This window comes from Bradyrhizobium sp. CSS354 (assembly GCF_029051725.1).
In the GTDB taxonomy this organism is placed as follows: Bacteria; Pseudomonadota; Alphaproteobacteria; order Rhizobiales; family Xanthobacteraceae; genus Bradyrhizobium.
The window spans coordinates 152,420-169,845 of sequence record NZ_JAACFU010000015.1; the positions used below are offsets into that span (position 1 = coordinate 152,420).

The 17,426-nt window shown below is 64.2% G+C and carries 17 protein-coding genes; 8 read left to right on the forward strand and 9 right to left on the reverse strand.

The window, feature by feature from the left end; genetic code table 11:
• The first annotated feature begins 21 nt into the window (after positions 1-21).
• The 3 genes from GWG67_RS29265 to GWG67_RS29275 all read left to right on the forward strand — a co-directional run bounded on the left by GWG67_RS29265 (position 22) and on the right by GWG67_RS29275 (position 2,746).
• Complete coding sequence (locus GWG67_RS29265) at positions 22-1,026, forward strand: ABC transporter substrate-binding protein (protein WP_275172786.1); 1,005 nt, start codon at positions 22-24, stop codon at positions 1,024-1,026.
• A gap of 129 nt (positions 1,027-1,155) precedes the next feature.
• On the forward strand, positions 1,156-1,929 hold the full coding sequence (locus tag GWG67_RS29270; RefSeq protein WP_275172787.1) for an ABC transporter ATP-binding protein: 774 nt from the start codon (positions 1,156-1,158) through the stop codon (positions 1,927-1,929).
• Positions 1,922-2,746 carry an ABC transporter permease gene (locus GWG67_RS29275; RefSeq protein WP_275172788.1) on the forward strand — a complete coding sequence of 275 codons (825 nt, stop codon included), beginning with the start codon at positions 1,922-1,924 and terminating at the stop codon, positions 2,744-2,746. The genes GWG67_RS29270 and GWG67_RS29275 overlap by 8 nt, the downstream gene beginning before the upstream one ends.
• Before the next feature lie 173 nt (positions 2,747-2,919).
• On the opposite strand, the gene gtdA is transcribed toward GWG67_RS29275, so the two are convergent.
• Positions 2,920-3,960, reverse strand: a complete 1,041-nt coding sequence (gene gtdA, locus GWG67_RS29280) for a gentisate 1,2-dioxygenase (protein WP_275172789.1) — start codon at positions 3,958-3,960, stop codon at positions 2,920-2,922.
• 179 nt (positions 3,961-4,139) lie between these two features.
• Between gtdA and maiA the strand changes: the two genes are divergently transcribed.
• Positions 4,140-4,772 carry a maleylacetoacetate isomerase gene (gene maiA, locus GWG67_RS29285; RefSeq protein WP_275172790.1) on the forward strand — a complete coding sequence of 211 codons (633 nt, stop codon included), beginning with the start codon at positions 4,140-4,142 and terminating at the stop codon, positions 4,770-4,772.
• A complete protein-coding gene (locus GWG67_RS29290) occupies positions 4,762-5,271 on the forward strand; it encodes a MarR family winged helix-turn-helix transcriptional regulator (protein WP_275172791.1) in 510 nt (169 codons plus the stop codon). Before maiA ends, GWG67_RS29290 begins: the two co-directional genes overlap by 11 nt.
• 186 nt (positions 5,272-5,457) lie before the next feature.
• On the opposite strand, the gene GWG67_RS29295 is transcribed toward GWG67_RS29290, so the two are convergent.
• The 4 genes from GWG67_RS29295 to GWG67_RS29310 all read right to left on the reverse strand — a co-directional run bounded on the left by GWG67_RS29295 (position 5,458) and on the right by GWG67_RS29310 (position 10,487).
• Positions 5,458-7,071, reverse strand: a complete 1,614-nt coding sequence (locus GWG67_RS29295; protein WP_275172792.1) for a benzoate-CoA ligase family protein — start codon at positions 7,069-7,071, stop codon at positions 5,458-5,460.
• A complete protein-coding gene (locus GWG67_RS29300) occupies positions 7,068-8,207 on the reverse strand; it encodes an FAD-dependent monooxygenase (RefSeq protein ID WP_219684556.1) in 1,140 nt (379 codons plus the stop codon). Before GWG67_RS29300 ends, GWG67_RS29295 begins: the two co-directional genes overlap by 4 nt.
• Positions 8,208-8,470: 263 nt before the next feature.
• Positions 8,471-9,331: a cysteine rich repeat-containing protein gene (locus GWG67_RS29305; protein WP_275172793.1), complete on the reverse strand. Its 861-nt coding sequence runs from the start codon at positions 9,329-9,331 to the stop codon at positions 8,471-8,473.
• A gap of 154 nt (positions 9,332-9,485) precedes the next feature.
• Positions 9,486-10,487 carry an NADP-dependent oxidoreductase gene (locus tag GWG67_RS29310; protein ID WP_275172794.1) on the reverse strand — a complete coding sequence of 334 codons (1,002 nt, stop codon included), beginning with the start codon at positions 10,485-10,487 and terminating at the stop codon, positions 9,486-9,488.
• A gap of 207 nt (positions 10,488-10,694) precedes the next feature.
• Here GWG67_RS29310 and GWG67_RS29315 point away from each other — a divergent pair, with 207 nt between their 5' ends.
• Both GWG67_RS29315 and GWG67_RS29320 read left to right on the forward strand, forming a co-directional pair.
• Complete coding sequence (locus GWG67_RS29315) at positions 10,695-11,990, forward strand: dicarboxylate/amino acid:cation symporter (protein WP_275172795.1); 1,296 nt, start codon at positions 10,695-10,697, stop codon at positions 11,988-11,990.
• Positions 11,991-12,002: 12 nt separating this feature from the next.
• A complete protein-coding gene (locus GWG67_RS29320; RefSeq protein ID WP_275172796.1) occupies positions 12,003-12,923 on the forward strand; it encodes an amino acid ABC transporter substrate-binding protein in 921 nt (306 codons plus the stop codon).
• A 73-nt stretch (positions 12,924-12,996) separates the two neighbouring features.
• Here GWG67_RS29320 and GWG67_RS29325 read toward each other — a convergent pair whose 3' ends face one another.
• From GWG67_RS29325 to GWG67_RS29340, 4 genes are all read right to left on the reverse strand, one after another.
• Positions 12,997-13,362: a nuclear transport factor 2 family protein gene (locus tag GWG67_RS29325; protein ID WP_275172797.1), complete on the reverse strand. Its 366-nt coding sequence runs from the start codon at positions 13,360-13,362 to the stop codon at positions 12,997-12,999.
• Between the two features lie 109 nt (positions 13,363-13,471).
• Positions 13,472-13,822 (reverse strand): RidA family protein, encoded by a 351-nt coding sequence (locus GWG67_RS29330; RefSeq protein WP_007599359.1) that lies wholly within the window; start codon positions 13,820-13,822, stop codon positions 13,472-13,474.
• 115 nt (positions 13,823-13,937) lie between these two features.
• On the reverse strand, positions 13,938-14,855 hold the full coding sequence (locus GWG67_RS29335) for a PHB depolymerase family esterase (protein ID WP_275172798.1): 918 nt from the start codon (positions 14,853-14,855) through the stop codon (positions 13,938-13,940).
• A gap of 3 nt (positions 14,856-14,858) precedes the next feature.
• On the reverse strand, positions 14,859-16,517 hold the full coding sequence (locus tag GWG67_RS29340; RefSeq protein WP_275172806.1) for an FAD-binding dehydrogenase: 1,659 nt from the start codon (positions 16,515-16,517) through the stop codon (positions 14,859-14,861).
• A 293-nt stretch (positions 16,518-16,810) separates the two neighbouring features.
• On the opposite strand from GWG67_RS29340, the gene GWG67_RS29345 reads away from it, so the two are divergent.
• On the forward strand, positions 16,811-17,281 hold the full coding sequence (locus GWG67_RS29345) for a hypothetical protein (RefSeq protein WP_275172799.1): 471 nt from the start codon (positions 16,811-16,813) through the stop codon (positions 17,279-17,281).
• Positions 17,282-17,426: the final 145 nt, after the last annotated feature.

A 17,426-nucleotide genomic window follows, 5' to 3' on the forward strand; every position in this document is an offset into this window, starting at 1 on the left:
AACGACGCCGGAGGAAACGAAATGATCGGGATTGTGCGGCTCGCGCTAGCTGGCCTGATGACGATCACAGCGATGGGCACGGCCCGAGCCGAGGACGCGCTGAAGGCCAGGATCGGCGTGCTCAGGCTATCCTCCTCCGCGCCCGTCTTCATCGCGCAGGACAAGGGCTATTTCCGCGAGGCCGGCCTCGACGTCGAGCTGAAATTCTTCGATGCGGCGCAGCCGATCGCGGTGGCGACGACTTCGGGCGATGTCGATTTCGGCGTCACCGCCTTTACTGCCGGTCTTTACAATCTCGCCGGCAAGGGCGTGCTCAAGGTGATCGGTGGCATGAGCCGCGAGAAGGCCGGCTATCCCCTGATCGGCTATTTCGCCAGCAATAGCGCTTATGCCGCCGGGTTGAAGACGCCGAAGGACCTCGCGGGCAAGCGCGTGGCGATGACGCAGGTCGGCTCCTCCTTTCACTATTCGCTCGGCCTGCTTGCCGACAAATACGGCTTCAAGCTCGCCGACGTGAAGATCGTGCCGCTGCAATCGCTGTCGAATGCGGCGGCCGCGCTGAAGGGCGAGACGGTGGATGCAGCGCTGCTGCCGATCTCCACCGCGCGAAAGCTGATGGACGACGGTGGTGCGAAGTTCCTCGGCTGGGTCGGCGACGAGACACCCTGGCAATTGGGCGCGGTGTTCGCCTCGCCGAAGACGCTGACCAATAAGGTGCTGGTGACGAAGCTGCTCGGCGCTTTGGCAAAGGCCGACCGCGAATATCACGACATCATCCTTGCCGCGATGAAGGACGGTGTCGCGCCGATCAATGACAAGACAAAGCCGCTGCTGGAGATCATCGCCAAATATACCAACCTCCCGGTCGAGCAGGTGGTGGGCAACTGCGCCTATATCGATCCCGACGGCAAGCTGGATGTGAAGAACGTCGACAACCAGATCAAATGGCTCCAGGAGCAGGGTTTTGCCGACAAGGGCTTCGACGCGAATGCGATCATCGCAAAGGAATTCGTGAAGGCGGATTGACCCTTCGTCATTCCGGGGCTCGCGAAGCGAGAACTACGGTGCGCACTTGTGCACCTGAGAATCTCGAGGTTCCGGGTCTGGTCCTTCGGACCATCCCGGAACGACGGAGAACAGGATAGACGAGACAGAATGGACCTGATCGCCAACCACATTACCCATCGCTTCGGCGAACTCGCCGTGCTCGACGACGTCTCGTTCACCGTCGGCGCGGGCGAGGTGGTGGCGATCGTGGGGCCCTCGGGATGCGGCAAGAGCACGTTGCTGTCGATCCTCGGTGGCCTGTTGCTGCCGACCTCGGGCGCGCCCGAGCTGCGTGGATCGCCGCCGGCGGACAGCCTCAATCCGCTCACCTTCGTGTTCCAGGACTTTGCGCTGTTGCCCTGGGCCAATGTCGAGGAGAACGTTGAATTCCCGCTGCTGCACACCCAGCTCTCGGCCGTGCAGCGCCGCGCGCTGGTCGACGATGCCTTGCGCCGCACCGGCCTGACCGATTTTCGCAAGACCTATCCAAAGCAGCTTTCCGGCGGCATGCGCCAGCGCGTCGGCATTTCGCGGGCGCTCGCGGTCAGGCCGGCCATTCTCCTGATGGACGAGCCGTTGTCGGCGCTGGATTCGCAGACCCGCGAACTGCTGATGGAGGATTTCGTCCGGCTGCTCGCCGATGGCGGCATGGGCGCGGTCTATGTCACGCATAATCTCGAAGAGGCGGCGCGGCTTGCCGATCGCATCGTGGTGCTGTCGCGGCGTCCTGGCCGCATTCGCGAAGTCGTGAGCGTGCCGATGACGCGCACTGAGCGCGGTGACATTGCAGCCCGTGAAAAGCTGCTCGCGCTGCAGAACCAGATCTGGTCGCTGATCCGCAACGAGGCGATCGACGCCGAGCGCGAGGTTCAGCATGCTTGATCGCGCTCCGGCGGGAACATCTGCGAAGGATGAAGCGGTCCGGCGCGTCCGCTTTCGTGGCGCCGGCTTCGTGCCGGGGAGCAGCCGTTTCGGCGGCTGGATCGCACTCGCGCTGGTCATTGCGATCTGGCAGGCCGCCGGCAGCACCGGCCTGGTCAATCCGCTGTTCCTGCCGCCGCCCTCGGCGATCGCGCGTGCGATTTACCAGCTCGCGATCTCGGGCGCGCTGTGGCAGCACCTCTCCGCGTCACTCCTGCGTATCGGTGTCGGCTGGCTGCTCGGCACGGCGGCCGGTGTCGCGGTTGGCTTTGCCATCGGCCTGTCGCGGCTGGCGCGCAGCGTCGGCATCACCTTCATCTCGGCGCTGTTCCCGATTCCGAAGATCGCGTTGCTGCCGCTGTTGATCCTCTGGCTCGGCATCGGTGAAGAGCCGAAGATCGCGACCATTGCGCTCGGGGTGTTCTTCTCGACAGCGATCTCGGTCTATAGCGGCGTCGACGCGGTGCCGCGCAATCTCATCCGCATGGCGCAGAGCTTCAATGTGCCGTTCGCCACCATCGTCCGCAAGGTGGTGTGGCCGGGCGCGCTGCCCGCGATCCTCGCCGGCTTCCGCATCACGTCGTCGGTGGCGCTGCTGCTCGTCGTCAGCGCCGAGATGATCGGCGCGCAATACGGTATCGGGGCGTTCGTGCTGCAGGCCGGCAATTTGATGCAGACGGATCAACTGCTCGCGGGCGTGGTAATTCTGTCGGTGTTCGGGTTGATCGTGGGGAAGGTGATCAACTGGCTGGAGATACGGCTGTTGCACTGGCGGTGAGGCTTACCCCGCCGTCGTCCCGGCGAAGGCCGGGACCCATACCGCGTGATCTATCGAGGGAGCGCGGTGTTCGTACCGAAGAACAACTAAGAGTCTTCGCCAAACATCTCCCTGTGGTTATGGGTCCCGGCCTTCGCCGGGACGACGGCGGAGAGTGCGCTAATAGTCTGGGCTCACGCATTCCCGCGATCCTCGCGGAACAGATCCAGCTTCTGCTGCACGGGGCGATCCGAGAAGCTGAACAGCACCGCATCCATGTCCGCCTCGTGCGTGACCCATTGCCAGCTCGGCACCACGAACAGGTCGCGCGGGCCCCATTCGAAGGTCGATTCCCCGATGCGGGTACGGCCGTGGCCTTCGATCGGACAGAACACCGTCGCGTCCGTCGCGCGATAGCGTGCGGTCTTGAAGCCCTTCGGCAGCAACTGGATGAACGTGCCGATGGTCGGCATCGCAAAGTCGCCGGTCTCGGGGTTGCTGAATTTCAGCTTCAGCCCGTGACATGCGTCCCACTCCTGGCTCGCGCGGGCTTTCTCCAGTGCCTCGCGCGTGTAGGCATAGGGGTAGCTGAAGATCGGCGAGGTCTTCGAGCTCCGCTTCACGTCGACCGGTAGCAGATTGTGGCCGTAGCGCGCGAAGCTGTCGCCGGCGGGCCTTGTAATCTTCTGCTGGTCCTCGTTGGAGCCTTCCGCGAAGGAGCAGTCGAAGAACTGCACCAGCGGAATGTCGAGACCGTCGAGCCAGAACATCGGCTGGTCGGTCTCGTTGGAATGATCGTGCCAGGTCATCGACGGCGTGATGATGAAGTCGCCGGGCTCCATCGCGGTGCGCTCGCCGTCGACCGCGGTGTGGGCGCCCTTGCCTTCGAGCACGAAGCGCAGCGCCGATTGGCTGTGCCGGTGGGCGGGCGCGACGTCGCCGGGCACCACCATCTGCACGCCGGCATAGAGCGACGTGGTGATTTTCGACTGCCCGCGCAGGCCTGGATTTTCCAGCACCAGCACGCGCCGCTCGGCTTCTTTCGCCGTGATCAGCTTGCCGGCTTCGGTCATGTAGTCGCGGATGATGTCGAACTTCCACAGATGCGGCCGGCAGGCGCTCTTCGGCTCCGGCGTGATCAAATCGCTCATGACCGTCCACAGCGCGGTGAGATTCTCGCCGTCGATCTTCTTGTAGAACGCCTCGCGTTCCGGCGTCTTGGTCACGGCTTCCATGGTGCGGCTCCCATCGTTTTGTTAATTGACAGTATACTTACGATCTAGGTAGCGTCAACGTGTCGAATGACAGTCCAGGTCGTCTTTCCGGGGCGATGCGTTAGCATCGAACCCGGAATCTCGAGATTCCGGGTTCGCCCTTCGCGCGCCCCGGAATGACAGATAAAAGGGAGGTTCCGATGAAGCTGCACGGTTATTTCCGCTCCAGCGCCGCCTACCGGGTACGGATCGCGCTGAACCTCAAGGGCCTCGGTGCCGAGCACCTGCCGCATCACCTTCGCAAAGGCGAGCAATGCGCGCCCGCCTATCTCGCCATCAATCCGCAGGGCCTGGTGCCCGCGCTGGAGGACGATGCGGGCGCAGTGCTGACCCAGTCGGTCGCCATCATCGAATGGCTCGACGAAACCCATCCTAACCCGCCGCTGCTGCCGAAGGATAGTTTGCAGCGCGCCAAGGTGAGGGCGTTCGCGCTGGCGATCGCCTGCGACACTCACCCCGTGCAGAATCTGAAGGTGCTGGCGCGGCTGCGCGAGCTTGGCCTTGCCGAGGACAAGGTTCAGGACTGGGCGGCCTGGGTCAACCGCGAGGGGCTCGCGGCCTGCGAGACGCTGATCAGGGACGAGCCGGGCCCGTTCTGCTTCGGTGATGCACCGACGCTTGCCGATCTCTGCCTGGTGCCGCAACTCGCCAATGCCCGCCGCTTCGGCGTCGATGTCTCCGCCTATCCGCGTCTGCTCGGGGCGGAAGCTGCGGCCAAGGCGTTGCCGGGGTTCGTCGACGCCGCGCCGGAGAAGCAGCCCGATGCCGAGTAAGCCGCCTCCGATCACGATCAACGCGGTCTATGCCGCGCCGGGCTATCTGTTCCGGCGCATGCAGCAGATCGCGGTCTCGATCTTCATGGAGGAATGCAAGGCGTTCGACCTCACGCCGGTGCAATACGCGGCTCTGATCGCGATCCACACCCATCCCGGCATCGACGCGACGCGGCTGTCCGCGGTGATCGCCTTCGACCGCTCCACGCTCGGCAGCGTAATCGAGCGGCTTCAGGCCAAGGATTTCGTCGAGCGCAGGCCGGCGCCGGAAGACAAGCGGATCAAGCTGCTCTATTTGACAAAATCAGGCGCGGCGATCCTGCGTGACATCATTCCCGCCGTCGAACGCGCCCAGGCGCGGATGCTGGAGCCGCTCAAGCCGGCGGATCGCAAGGCGCTGATGGGGCTCCTGGTGCAGCTCGTCGATCTCAACAACGAGGCGTCGCGGGTGCCGCTCCGGGCGGAGGACGCGCTGGAGCATATGGGGAAGGCGGGGTGAGCGCGAGTTTGTGACGATAGCGGCGCCTCATCCTCGGTGTCGTCCCGGCGAAGGCCGCGACCCATACGCCGAGGCACCTGTGATAGCGCGAGAAGGTCATTGCCTATCTTCGCCAAACCAAACTCGGTGGTTATGGGTCCCGGCCTTCGCCGGGACGACAGCGAATATGAAGCTGCGCTGTTGCCCTCACATCCGCAGCAGCGCCTGCCGGTCGATCTTCCCTGTGCCGGTCTTCGGCAACTCGTCGATGAAGATCACCTCGCGCGGATATTTGTAGGGAAGCAGCTTGCCCTTCACGTAATCCTGCAGCCGGCGGGTCGCTTCGCTTTGATCGGCGGCGCGGCTGTTCATCACCACGACCGCCTTCAGGGTCATGCGCCGGTCCGGCAGCTCGGCGGCGAACACCGCGCATTCGCGGATGTCGGGATGGTCGGCGAGGCACAGCTCGACCTCGAGCGGATAGACCCACTGGCCTGAGATCTTGATGAGATCGTCGGCGCGGCCGCGGAAGAAGTGAAAGCCGTCGGCATCGCGGACGAAGCGGTCGCCGGTGTAGATCCAGCCGCCTTCGCGGATGGTCTCGGCGGATTTGTCCGGCCGGTTCCAGTATAGCGGCGTGTTGGAATCGCCGCGCACCCACAAGATGCCTTCCTCGTCGTCGGCGACATCGCGGCCGTCCTTGTCGCGCAGCGCGACCTCGTAGCCGGGCACGCGCAGGCCGGCGGCGCCGAGCTTCTTCCGCTCGGGACGGTTGGAGAGATAGATGTGCAGCACCTCGGTCGAGCCGAGGCCTTCGACGATCTCGAGACCGGTGAGCGTCTTCCAGGAGTTGAAGACGTCGGCCGAGAGCACCTCTGCGGCCGAGAGCGCCATGCGCAGTGACGAGAAGTCGGTCCTGTCGGCACCCTCGGCTTTCGTCAGCGACGTATAAAGCGTCGGCAGCCCGAAGAAGACTGTCGGCTTGTACTGCTCGATCGCCGTGAAGATCGCCGCGGGCTTCGGCTGGCCCGGCAACAGCAGCGTCGTCGCGCCCGCCGAGAACGGGAAGGTGATCGCGTTGCCGAAGCCATAGGCGAAGAAGATTTTCGGCACCGAGAAGCAGATGTCGCCGGGCGCCAGCTTCAGCACGTTCCGGGCGAAGGCGAGCTCGCTGTAGGCCATGTCGTGCTGGAGATGCACGATGCCCTTGGGCCGGCCGGTCGATCCGGACGAGTACATCCAGAACGCCATCTCGTTGCGATGCGTGTTGGCTTCCGCGAGTTCGGCCGGATGTTGCGGGAGCCAGCCGGCGGCAGAAACGGCGTTCGACGCGGCGTGATCGCCCACAGCGCCGTTGACCACGACCAGGGTGTGCAGGGCCGTGTCCTTGCAGGCCTCGGCGTTGAAACGTGCACAGAACTCGGCGTCCGCTACCGCAACAGAAGCGCCGGAATCCGCGAGATAGAATTGCAGCAGATCAGGCGGTGTCAGCGTGTTGATCAGCAACGGCACGAAGCCGGCGCGCACCGCGCCGAAGAACGCGGCGGGATAGGCCGGGGTATCGTCGAGGAACAGCAGCACGCGATCGCCGCGCTTGAGGCCCAGTGACGCAAAGCCGTTGCCCCAGCGGCAGGCGTCCGCGCAGAGCTCCACGTAGGTGCGCGTCCCCGCGGGGCCAATGAGTGCGAGCTTGTCGCCGCATCCTCTCGCGAGATTGTCGAACAGCACGCGGCTGGCATTGTAGACCTGCGGAACGGAAAAGCCGATCTCGCGCGCGCCCGCGCAGTCGGCGGGCACCTGGTCGTTGATCGGCCCGCTCATGCCTCGTCCCCACCGTTTTTGGCGGCTTCGTAGCGCGCCATGAAGGCCGGCGACATCGCGCGCAGGCGGGAGTCGTCGATGCGGCCTGAACGGGTGATGTAGCTGTAGGCAAAGTCCATCAGGCCCTGCTGCATGTGCTGGGCAAAGTGCTCGTACCAGAAAGCGCTGGTCCGCGCGGCGTTGACGAGCTTCTGCACCACCGGTTTTCGTGCGGCCTGGTAGCGATGCAGCGCGGTCGAGAGATGGGCATCCGATTCCAGCGCCTTGACCAGCGCAATGGCGTCCTCGATCGCGAGCCGCGTGCCCGAGCCGATCGAGAAATGCGCCGAGTGCAGCGCGTCGCCGAGCAGCACCATGTTCTTGAACGACCAGTGCTCGTTCCAGACCCAGGGGAAGTTGCGCCAGACCGATTTGTTGGAGACCAGCGAGCGGCCGCCGAGCGTGTCGGCGAACACCTCCTCGCAGACACCCTTGGACTGCTCCACGTCCTTGTAGGCGAAACCGTAAGCCTGCCAGGTCGCGTGATCGCATTCGACCAGGAACGTGCTCATGGTCGGCGAATAGCGGTAGTGATGGGCGTTGAAGGCGCCGCGGTCGGTCTTCACGAAGGTCTGCGACAGCGTGTCGAAGCGCTTCGAGGTGCCGTACCAGACGAACTTGTTGGAGGAGTAAGACAGCGAGGTGCCGAAATCGCCCTCGAAGGCGCGGCGCACCAGCGAGTTCAGCCCGTCGGCGGCGACAATCAGATCGTGGCCGTTGAGCTGATCGATCGCATGAATCGGCGTGTCGAAGCGCGGGGTGACGCCGGCATCGAGCGCGCGCTGCTGCAGGAATCGCAAGAGCTCGAGCCGGCCGATCGAGGAGAAGCCGACGCCGTCGATGGCGACGCTGTCGCCGCTCAGGTTCAGCGTGATGTTCTCCCAGCTCTCCATGTGCGGCGCGATCGCGTCGACCGTCTCGGGGTCGTCGGCACGCAGGAATTCGAGCGCCTGGTCAGAAAACACCACGCCAAAGCCCCAGGTCGCGTCGGCCGGGTTCTGTTCGAACAGGTCGACCTGATCCTCGGGGTGACGCTTCTTCCAGAGATAGGCGAAGTAGAGCCCACCGGGCCCCCCGCCAATCACGGCGATCCGCAACGTCTGTCCTCCCTGATTGACAGTATACTTACTATCTAGGGGTAGACTAATGTGCTCCGGCTTCCCGCGCCAGCGGAATTATCGGCAAAGCGCGCGGCACGCCGAAGCTCGTGCCCGGACGCGCGTCTGGCGCGTGTCCGAAGCAGTGGCGTGCGAAGCATAGCCAAACCGCGCCAGCTTGGCCATCCGCACGTCAGACGCAGCGCTTCACCCAGACACCATTTACGAGCACGGTGCAGCAGACCGCCGGATGGCTCGCTTCTCTAGCGTGCAGCAAACGGCGCCAGCACGTCTTTGCAGGCGGGCGACAGCGAAGCGGCATTGTTGGCAACGCATTGGATGATCCGACCGCCACCTGGCGCCACGCCGCCGCATAGCGTGCGGACATCCTCGCGACATGCGGACTGGACGATGAACAGCTCTTCGCGCGGCCGCAGCGGGCGCAGCACGATCACGGCAGGCGCGGCTGCCGGTGCGGTTGCCGCCGCAGGAGCAGCGCCCGCAGGTGCCGCCGTTGCTGCCGCGCCACCGCCGCCTGCCGCGGCGCTCACGGCCTTCTCGCAGGCCGGCGAAACCTTTGCCTTGTTCTTATCCAGGCATTCGAGTGCGGGCGCGCCGCCCGGCGGCACGCTGGCACACACCTTGGGATAATCGGCGCGGCACGCGCTCTTGACGGCAGCGACCTGCGCGCTGCTCGGCTGTTTCGCTGCAGTGGGGGCTGCAGCGGCCTTGGGCGCGGCTGCGGCGGTCGGCTTTGCGGCGGGAGCGGTTTCAGCCTTCGGCGCGGCAGGCGCGGACTCCGCCTTGGGTGCAGCCGCCTTGGGTGCAGCCTCGGTCTTTGGCGCAGCTTCGGGCTTCGGCGCCGCAGCAGGCTCGACGGCGCGAACCGCGGTTTGGCATCCCGAGGACAGGCCGGACATGTTCTTCTGCAGGCATTGATAGGCTTCCACGCCGCCGGGCGTGACGCTCGCGCAGTGCGCCATGAAGTCCGAGCGGCATGCGGAGCGGATCGCGTTCTTCTGCGCCTCGGTCGGTGCTTGCGCGAATGCGCCTGCTGCAGTTGCGAAGAGAGCCGCCGCCAGCAACGCCCCGCGTGCCGACGCATGTTTCAACGTGTTGAACATCTGAGTGAATTCCTGCCCTGTCGGTAACGCCGAAGTTTTACAAATCTGATGCAAACGCAATCATCGCGAGTGATGCCTCGCGAGCGATATCTTTGGCCGCTTTGGCTGCCACCGCAAGTAAATATGCCCGCGAAATTGCGACGTAACTACGTCGTCAGAGCTTGACCATGCGCTTGCCGCGGTTCTCGCCCGCGAGCAATCCGATCAGCGCCTTCGGCGTGTTCTCGATGCCGTCGATGATGTCCTCCTGCACCTTCAGCTTGCCGGATGTGACCCAGGCCTGGAGGTCGGCGAGCGCACGCTGGCTTTCCTTCATGTAGTCCATCACGATGAAGCCCTGCATGACGAGCCGCTTCACCACGATCAGGCCGGGCACGCCGCGCGGGCCGTGTGCCGACGGCGCGCCGTCATATTGCGAGATCGCGCCGCAGCAGGCGATGCGGCCGTAATTGTTCATCTGCGGCAGGCAGGCTTCGAGAATGTCGCCGCCGACATTGTCGAAATAGACGTCGATGCCCTTCGGCGCCGCCGCGCGCAACGCCTTGAATACCGCGCCGTCCTTGTAGTCGACGGCGGCATCGAAGCCGAGTTCGGAGGTCAGCCAATTGCACTTGTCGGCGCCGCCGGCGATGCCGATGACGCGGCATCCTTTGATCTTTGCGATCTGCCCGACGATCGAGCCGACCGAGCCCGCGGCCGCGGAGACCACGACCGTCTCGCCCTCCTTGGGCTTGCCGATCTCCAGCAGGCCGAAATAGGCGGTGAGGCCGGCGATGCCGAAAACGCTGAGCAGATGCGTCATCGGCTCGAGCTTCGGCATCTTGGTGAGGTGCTTGGCGGGCACTGCCGCCAACTCCTGCCAGCCGGTGTCGCCGAACACGATGTCGCCCGGCGCAAGCCCCGGCGCCTTCGAACTGATGACCTCGGCGATGGCGCCGCCGGCCATCACGCTGTTGGCTTCGACTGCTGAACGATAGGTCGCGCCGTGCATCCAGGCGCGGTTGGCGGCGTCGAGCGAGATGTATCGAACGCGCAGCAAGGCCTCGCCGTCCTTCGGCTCAGGCATCGCACCTTCGACCATCTTGAAGTGCTCGGGGCCGAGCTTGCCGCTGGGCTTTTCCACCAGAAGAATCTGACGATTGACGCTGCCGCTCATGATGTTTCCCCTAGGTCGTTTGACGATTATTGATGCAGCTGCCGCAAGAAAAACGTGCAAGCCGCATTCGTTGTGCGCTGCATGAAGCTAGATCGCGGGCGCCAGCTTCGCAACGGGAACATCCGCCCCGGCGATCGCACGCCAAGCGTGTTGCGCAGTCTTCATATCTGCGACATCATGAAGCGGTCGGTGTAGCGGGGGTGTTCAATGTCGAACAGGTTTACGCAATTCATTCTGGTGGCGATGGTGCTCGGCATCATCATGGGCGCGGCGATCTACAATTTCCTGCCCGACACGCGGGGCGACTGGGCCTCGTCCATCAACCTGATCGCCGTGATTTTCCTGCGCCTGATCAAGATGATCATCGCGCCGCTGGTGTTTGCGACCCTGGTCGGCGGCATTGCTCATATGGGCTCGGGCTCCAAGCTCGGCCGCATCTTCGCCAAGACCATGGGCTGGTTCGTCAGCGCCTCTTTCGTCTCGCTGATGCTCGGCCTCGTGATGGTCAATCTGCTCCAGCCCGGCGCGAATTTCCCCGGTACGCTGCCTGACAAGGCGCAGTCGACCGGCCTGCCGGTTTCAGCCTTCTCGATCGAAAAATTCCTGACCCATCTGATCCCGACCTCGATCGCGGATGCGATGGCGCAGAACGAGATCCTGCAGATCGTGATCTTCGCCGTGTTCTTCTCGGTGGCGATGGGCTCGATGCCCGAGCGCTCCAAGCCGATCCTGGCGCTGATCGACGATATCGGCCACATCATGCTCAAGGTCACCGGCTATGTGATGCTGTTCGCGCCCTTCGCTGTCTGGGCCGCCATCACCGCGACGGTTGCCAAGAACGGCCTGCTGGTGCTCTGGAAGCTCATCGTCTTCATGGGCGGCTTCTATCTCTCGCTCGCGATCCTGTGGGGCATCCTGGTGGTCGTGGGCTTCATCGTGATCGGGCCGCGCTACGCCCATCTGCTGAAGCTGATCCGCGAGCCGCTGATGATCGCGTTCTCCACCGCGAGCTCCGAAGCGGCCTATCCGAAGACGCTGGAGGGGCTGAACAAGTTCGGCGCCTCGTCGCGGATATCGAGCTTCGTGCTGCCGCTCGGCTATTCCTTCAATCTCGACGGCACGATGATGTACTGCACCTTCGCGAGCGTTTTCATCGCGCAGAGCTATCACATCGACATGCCGCTCGGCACCCAACTCGCGATGCTGGCGACCCTGATGATCACCTCGAAGGGCGTTGCGGGCGTCCCGCGCGCCTCCCTCGTGGTCATAGCCTCGACGCTGTCGCAGTTCGGCATCCCCGAGGCGGGGCTGTTGATGATCATGGGCATCGACACCTTCCTCGACATGGGCCGCAGCGCTACCAACGTGATCGGCAACACGCTCGCGACCTCGGTCGTGGCCAAGTGGGAAGGCGAGCTCGGGCCCGAGCACGAGCTTGGACCGGGCGATGCCGTGCCGGGGGACATGATCCCCGGCGAAGTGCCCGCGATGGCCGGCCATTGATCGGAGTGCATCATGCGCCTTTCAATGGCGATATCGGGCGGCCTGTTGCTGGCAGCGTGCCTGCTGGCCACGGGTGCCTCCGCCCAGACCGGTGGCAGCGAAGGGCTTAGCCCGACGCTGTCAGCGATCAAGATCGCGCACACCGTGCGGCTCGGCTATCGCGAGAGCTCGCCGCCGTTTTCTTTCCTCGACCAGGCCAACCGACCGATCGGCTACAGCCTCGAACTCTGCGAGGCTATCGTCGAGGAGATCGGCGTCGAGGTCGACGATCCCAATCTGAAGATTGCCTACGTCAAGGTCACCTCGGATGACCGCATCGACGCCGTGCTTCAAAACAAGATCGACCTGGAATGCGGCTCGACCACGGCCAATGCCGAGCGCGGCAAGCGCGTTGCCTTCTCGCCGCTGATGTTCGTCGCCGGCACCAAGCTGATGGTGCCGAAGGCGTCCAGCGTCCAGTCACTGACTGATCTGAAGGGTAAGACTATCGTGGTGACGAAGGGCACCACCAACGAGCAGGCGATCCAGGCGGCCGACAAGAAGTCCTCGCTGGGACTGACCATCGTTGTCGGTGCAGATCACGAGCAGTCGTACCAGATGCTCGTCGACGGCAAGGCCGACGCGTTCGCGACCGACGATATCCTGCTGTCCAGCCTGATCGTGCGCCACAAGGCACAGGACAAATTCCGCGTCACCGGCGATTACCTGTCCTACGATCCCTATGGCATCATGTTCCGCAAGGGCGAGCCGCAACTGGCGGCCGTGGTCGACCGCACTTTCCGCAAGCTTGGCTCCAACCACGACCTCGTTCCGCTCTACAACAAATGGTTCACCGCACGGCTTCCGACCGGCGAACGGCTGAACGTGCCGATCTCGCTGCAGCTTGAGGAAGCCTTCAAGGCGATGGACGATTCCGCGAGCGCGAATAACTAGCGCTTGTGCGACGAGCGAAAACTCGCCCTCTCCCTGACAAGGGGAGAGGGCCTAGCAAACGATCAGCGCGGCCTCACGCGCCCGCGGGCACCTGGTCCAGAAATCCCGTGATGCTCCTGATGCGGCCGTCCTTCAGCACGGCGAAATCCGTCCCCTTGATCGGGCTGTCGATGGCATCAGGACCAAGACCCCAACTGAAGCGGACATGGTCGCCGTAGCCGTTGGGCTCGCCGATCAACTTAAACTTGAAGTCGGGGAAGCGTTGCTGCACGCCTGCGATCAGCGCGTCGACGCCGTCATGGCCGTCACCCTTCATCAGGGGATCGACATAGCTCGCATCCGCTGTCCAGTTCTGGCTCAGCAGTTCGCGCCGGCGGCCGGCTGCACGTTCGTTCCAGAGATCGATGTAGCGGCGGGCGATGGTGATCGGGTCGGTCATTGTCGTCTCCTTCGATGGCGCCGTGTCGTTCGGCTGACCTGACTATCGAAGGTTCACGCGCGCTGATCGATTACCTCTGAGGTCATCAGCGCGCGTGAATTTTCCGCAGTTACTTCGCCGCCGTGACCATGATTTCGACGGTGTATTGTGCTGCCGCGAGCTTGGCTTCGACGGTGGCGCGTGCCGGCGTGTTGCCGGGCGAGACCCAGGCGTCCCACACCGCGTTCATCTCGCCAAACGTCTTCATGTCGGTGATGTAGATCGTCGCCGAGAGAAGTTTCGACTTGTCGGTGCCGGCCTTGGCGAGATGGCTGTCGATGGTCGCCAGGATGTCCTGGGTCTGCTTCGTCACGCTTTCGCCGGCGGCGTTGTTGGCGACGACACCGGCGAGATAGACGGTGTTGCCGTGCACCACGACCTGGCTCATGCGCGGGCCGGTTTCAAGACGCTGAATGCTCATTGGGGGTCTCCTTTGAATGGCGGCCCTGTCTAGCGCAGCGGCTTGTCCCGTGCCACCCCAGGCACGCATGCGTTGCCAGGCACGCATGCGTCGTCGGCCATGCATGCGTCGCATTTCAAGGAAACTGACCGAAGAATGTCCAGATCGTCTCGGCGGCGTCGATGTCGCCGTTCTGCGATCCGAGCAAACTGGCGGCGACCTTTGGGAAGCGGGCATCCGGAGAAAATCCGGGCATGCGGTGACCGCCTTGATTGATGCGATAAAGCACGACGTCGTGTCCCTCAGGGCAGCGCGAGGAGATCCGTGTCACCGTGGACTGGTCTGTGGGCGCCCTGTCGGGCAGATCGGTCATTTCGGAATTGTCGGTCTCGCAGCCGTTGAGCTTGCGCCAGAACGCAAGCGTCTCGTCGGTGGACCAGAAACCGTCTGCGGCATAATAGCTCGATCCGCGGCCGCCCTCGTAGGGGACCAGTGGATCGGCCGTGCCGTTCATCAGCAGCATCGGCAGCGGCCGCGACGGATGGCAGGTGACCGCGGCCTCATCGGTGAGGTTCATGCTCACGCTCGCGCCGGCAGCAAACAGATCGGCGCGGGCGCAGACCAGTGTCATCGCCATGGCGCCGCCATTGGAGATGCCGGTGACATAGACGCGGCGAGGATCGGCGGTGCCGTTCGCCACCAGCTTCTCGACGAGTTTTGCGATGAAGGCGACGTCGTCGGTGCCCGCGGGCGGGCCACGGAGCGCCGGTCCCGCCTTGGTCCTCGCATCGGCCCATGCGTGGTTGAGGCCATCAGGAAAGACCACGGCGAACCCTTCGCGCTTTGCGACTTGCGGCCACGCCGTCCGCGTCATCATGTCGGCGCCGCGCTGGGTCTTGCCATGCAGCACGACCACGAGCGGCACGAGCCGCTTTGCCGGCAATTGCACAGCGTAGGACCGCTTCACGCCGTCGATGTCGATCGTATCGGCGGACGCAGCCGGGGCGGCGGCCAATGCCGCAACAAACGCCGCGATGCGCATCCGCCCCCGCATGGTCTAGCCCACGGCCTGCGCCGCGGCGCGGCCCGCATTGCGGCCCGAGAACAGGCAGCCGCCGAGGAACGTGCCTTCCAGCGAGCGATAGCCGTGCACGCCACCGCCGCCGAAGCCGGCGGCTTCGCCCACTGCATAGAGGCCGGGGATGACGCTGCCCTCATCGCCGAACACACGCGAAGAGAGGTCTGTCTCGAAACCGCCCAGCGTCTTGCGGGTGAGAATGTTGAGCTTGACCGCGATCAGCGGCCCTTGCGCGGGATCGAGGATGCGGTGAGGGGAGGCGGTGCGGATCAGCCTGTCGCCGATATAGCGCCGCGCATTGTGGATGTTCATCACCTGCGCATCCTTGACGTAAGGGTTCGTGATTTCACGGTCGCGCGCCTCGATCTGCATCTTAATGTGCTCGAGCTTGAGGAGGTCGCTGCCGACCAGCTTGTTCATGGCCGCAACGAGATCCTCGATCTTGTCGCGCACGATGAAGTCGACACCATGGCTTTTGAACGCTTCCACCGGCGCCGGCGCGCCCTTGTTGGTGGCGCGCTTGATCGTCATGCGCCAGCTTTTGCCGGTGAGATCGGGATTCTGCTCCGAGCCCGACAGCGCGAACTCCTTCTTGATGATGCTCTGGGTCAGGATGAACCAGGAATATTCGTAGCCGGTGGACATGATGTATTGGAGCTGGCCGAGGGTGTCGGAGCCGGGAAACAACGGCGCCGGCAAGCGCGTGCCGGTGGCGTCGAACCACATCGAGGAGGGGCCGGGCAGGATGCGGATGCCGTGGCGCGGCCAGATCGGTGACCAGTTCTGGATGCCTTCGACATAATGCCACATGCGGTCGCGGTTGATCAGCCGCGCGCCTGATGTCTCGGTGATGCCGATCATGCGGCCGTCGACATGCTCGGGCACGCCGGAGATCATGAATTTCGGCGGCTCGCCGAGCCGCTTCGGCCAGTTCTGCCGGACCAGCTCGTGATTGCCGCCAATGCCGCCCGAGGCGACGATCACGGCTTGCGCCTTCAACGCAAACTCGCCGACGACGTTGCGCGATGAACTCTTGCCGCGCTCGACATTGTCGGGGGCGAGAATGGCGCCGCCGACGCCATCCACCGTGCCGTTGGTGATCGAGAGCGCATCGACGCGATGGCGGAACCGAAAGGTCAGCCGACCGCTTTTGACGGCCTCGCGCGCGCGGCGCTCGAACGGCTCGACGATGCCGGGCCCGGTGCCCCAGGTGACATGAAAGCGCGGCACTGAATTGCCGTGGCCCATGGCGTCATAGCCGCCGCGCTCGGCCCATCCGACCACGGGAAAGATGCGATGGCCCATCGCGCGCAGCCAGGCGCGCTTCTCGCCGGCCGCGAACGCCACATAGGCCTCGGCCCATTGGCGCGGCCAGAAATCCTCGTCACGGTCGAAGCCGGCGGTGCCGAGCCAGTCCTGCATCGCGAGGTCGTAGGAGTCCTTGATGCCGAGCCGGCGCTGCTCCGGCGAATCGACCAGGAACAATCCGCCGAACGACCAGAACGCCTGGCCGCCGACCGACTGCTCGCCCTCCTGGTCGACCACGATCACGCGCTTGCCGGCATCCGCAATCTCGGTTGCGGCCACGAGGCCCGACAGTCCGGCGCCGACAATGATGACGTCAGTCTCTTCAGTCATCCGTTCGGCCATGTGTTTTCCCCTGCATGTGTTTCCCCCTCCACAGGTTCCCCCCTGTAGTTGCCCGGATTGAAGCCGGCGGTTGCAACTGAGATCAAGAGTGTGGCGCGTAAGACATCGTTAACTTGTTCCACTTCGGGAAAAAGAGCGCCCGAGTGCAGCGCCGGCGCAACACTGGATTTGAATTTGTTTTGAACGAGCCGGCATGCCTAGACAAAACCGCGGTTACGACAGACCCTAGCAGGGCATCACCACCTGACACACAGATTCGAATTCGACTGGGGCGGGGGCCAATGAAGTTTCTGACGGGGTTGCTTGCGGCGGTTCTCCTGATCGCGAGCATGGGCGCTTCTCAGGCAGTGGTTCGGATCGCGGATGACCGCGGCGGCCGAATCGGAACCTACGTCGACAAATACCAGGACCTGCGACAGTCGGGCGATACCGTCATCATCGACGGTCTCTGCGCCTCTGCCTGCACCATCGTCCTCGGCGCCATCCCGCCTGACCGCATTTGCGTGACCTCGCACGCGACACTGGGTTTCCACGCAGCGTGGGATTTCGGCAGCAACGGCCGCGCCGTCACCAATACCGAAGCGACCCAGATGCTCTATGCGATGTATCCCTCGCAGGTGAAGCGCTGGATCAATCAGCGCGGCGGCCTCACCCCGCATATGCTCTTTCTGAAGGGCAGGCAGCTCCAGGCCATGTACAAGCCCTGCTACCTCGACGCGCAGGCCTCGGCCAACAAGCCGTCGTCAAGATAGACCGCGGCAGGCGCTCGCTTCGTCTAACCTGAATTTTCGTCATGGCCGGGCCTGTCCCGGCCATCCACGTTCTTGGGCCGGCGAGAAGTGCGTGGATGCCCGGGACAAGCCCGGGCATGACGGAGATCCTCCCCACCATACGACC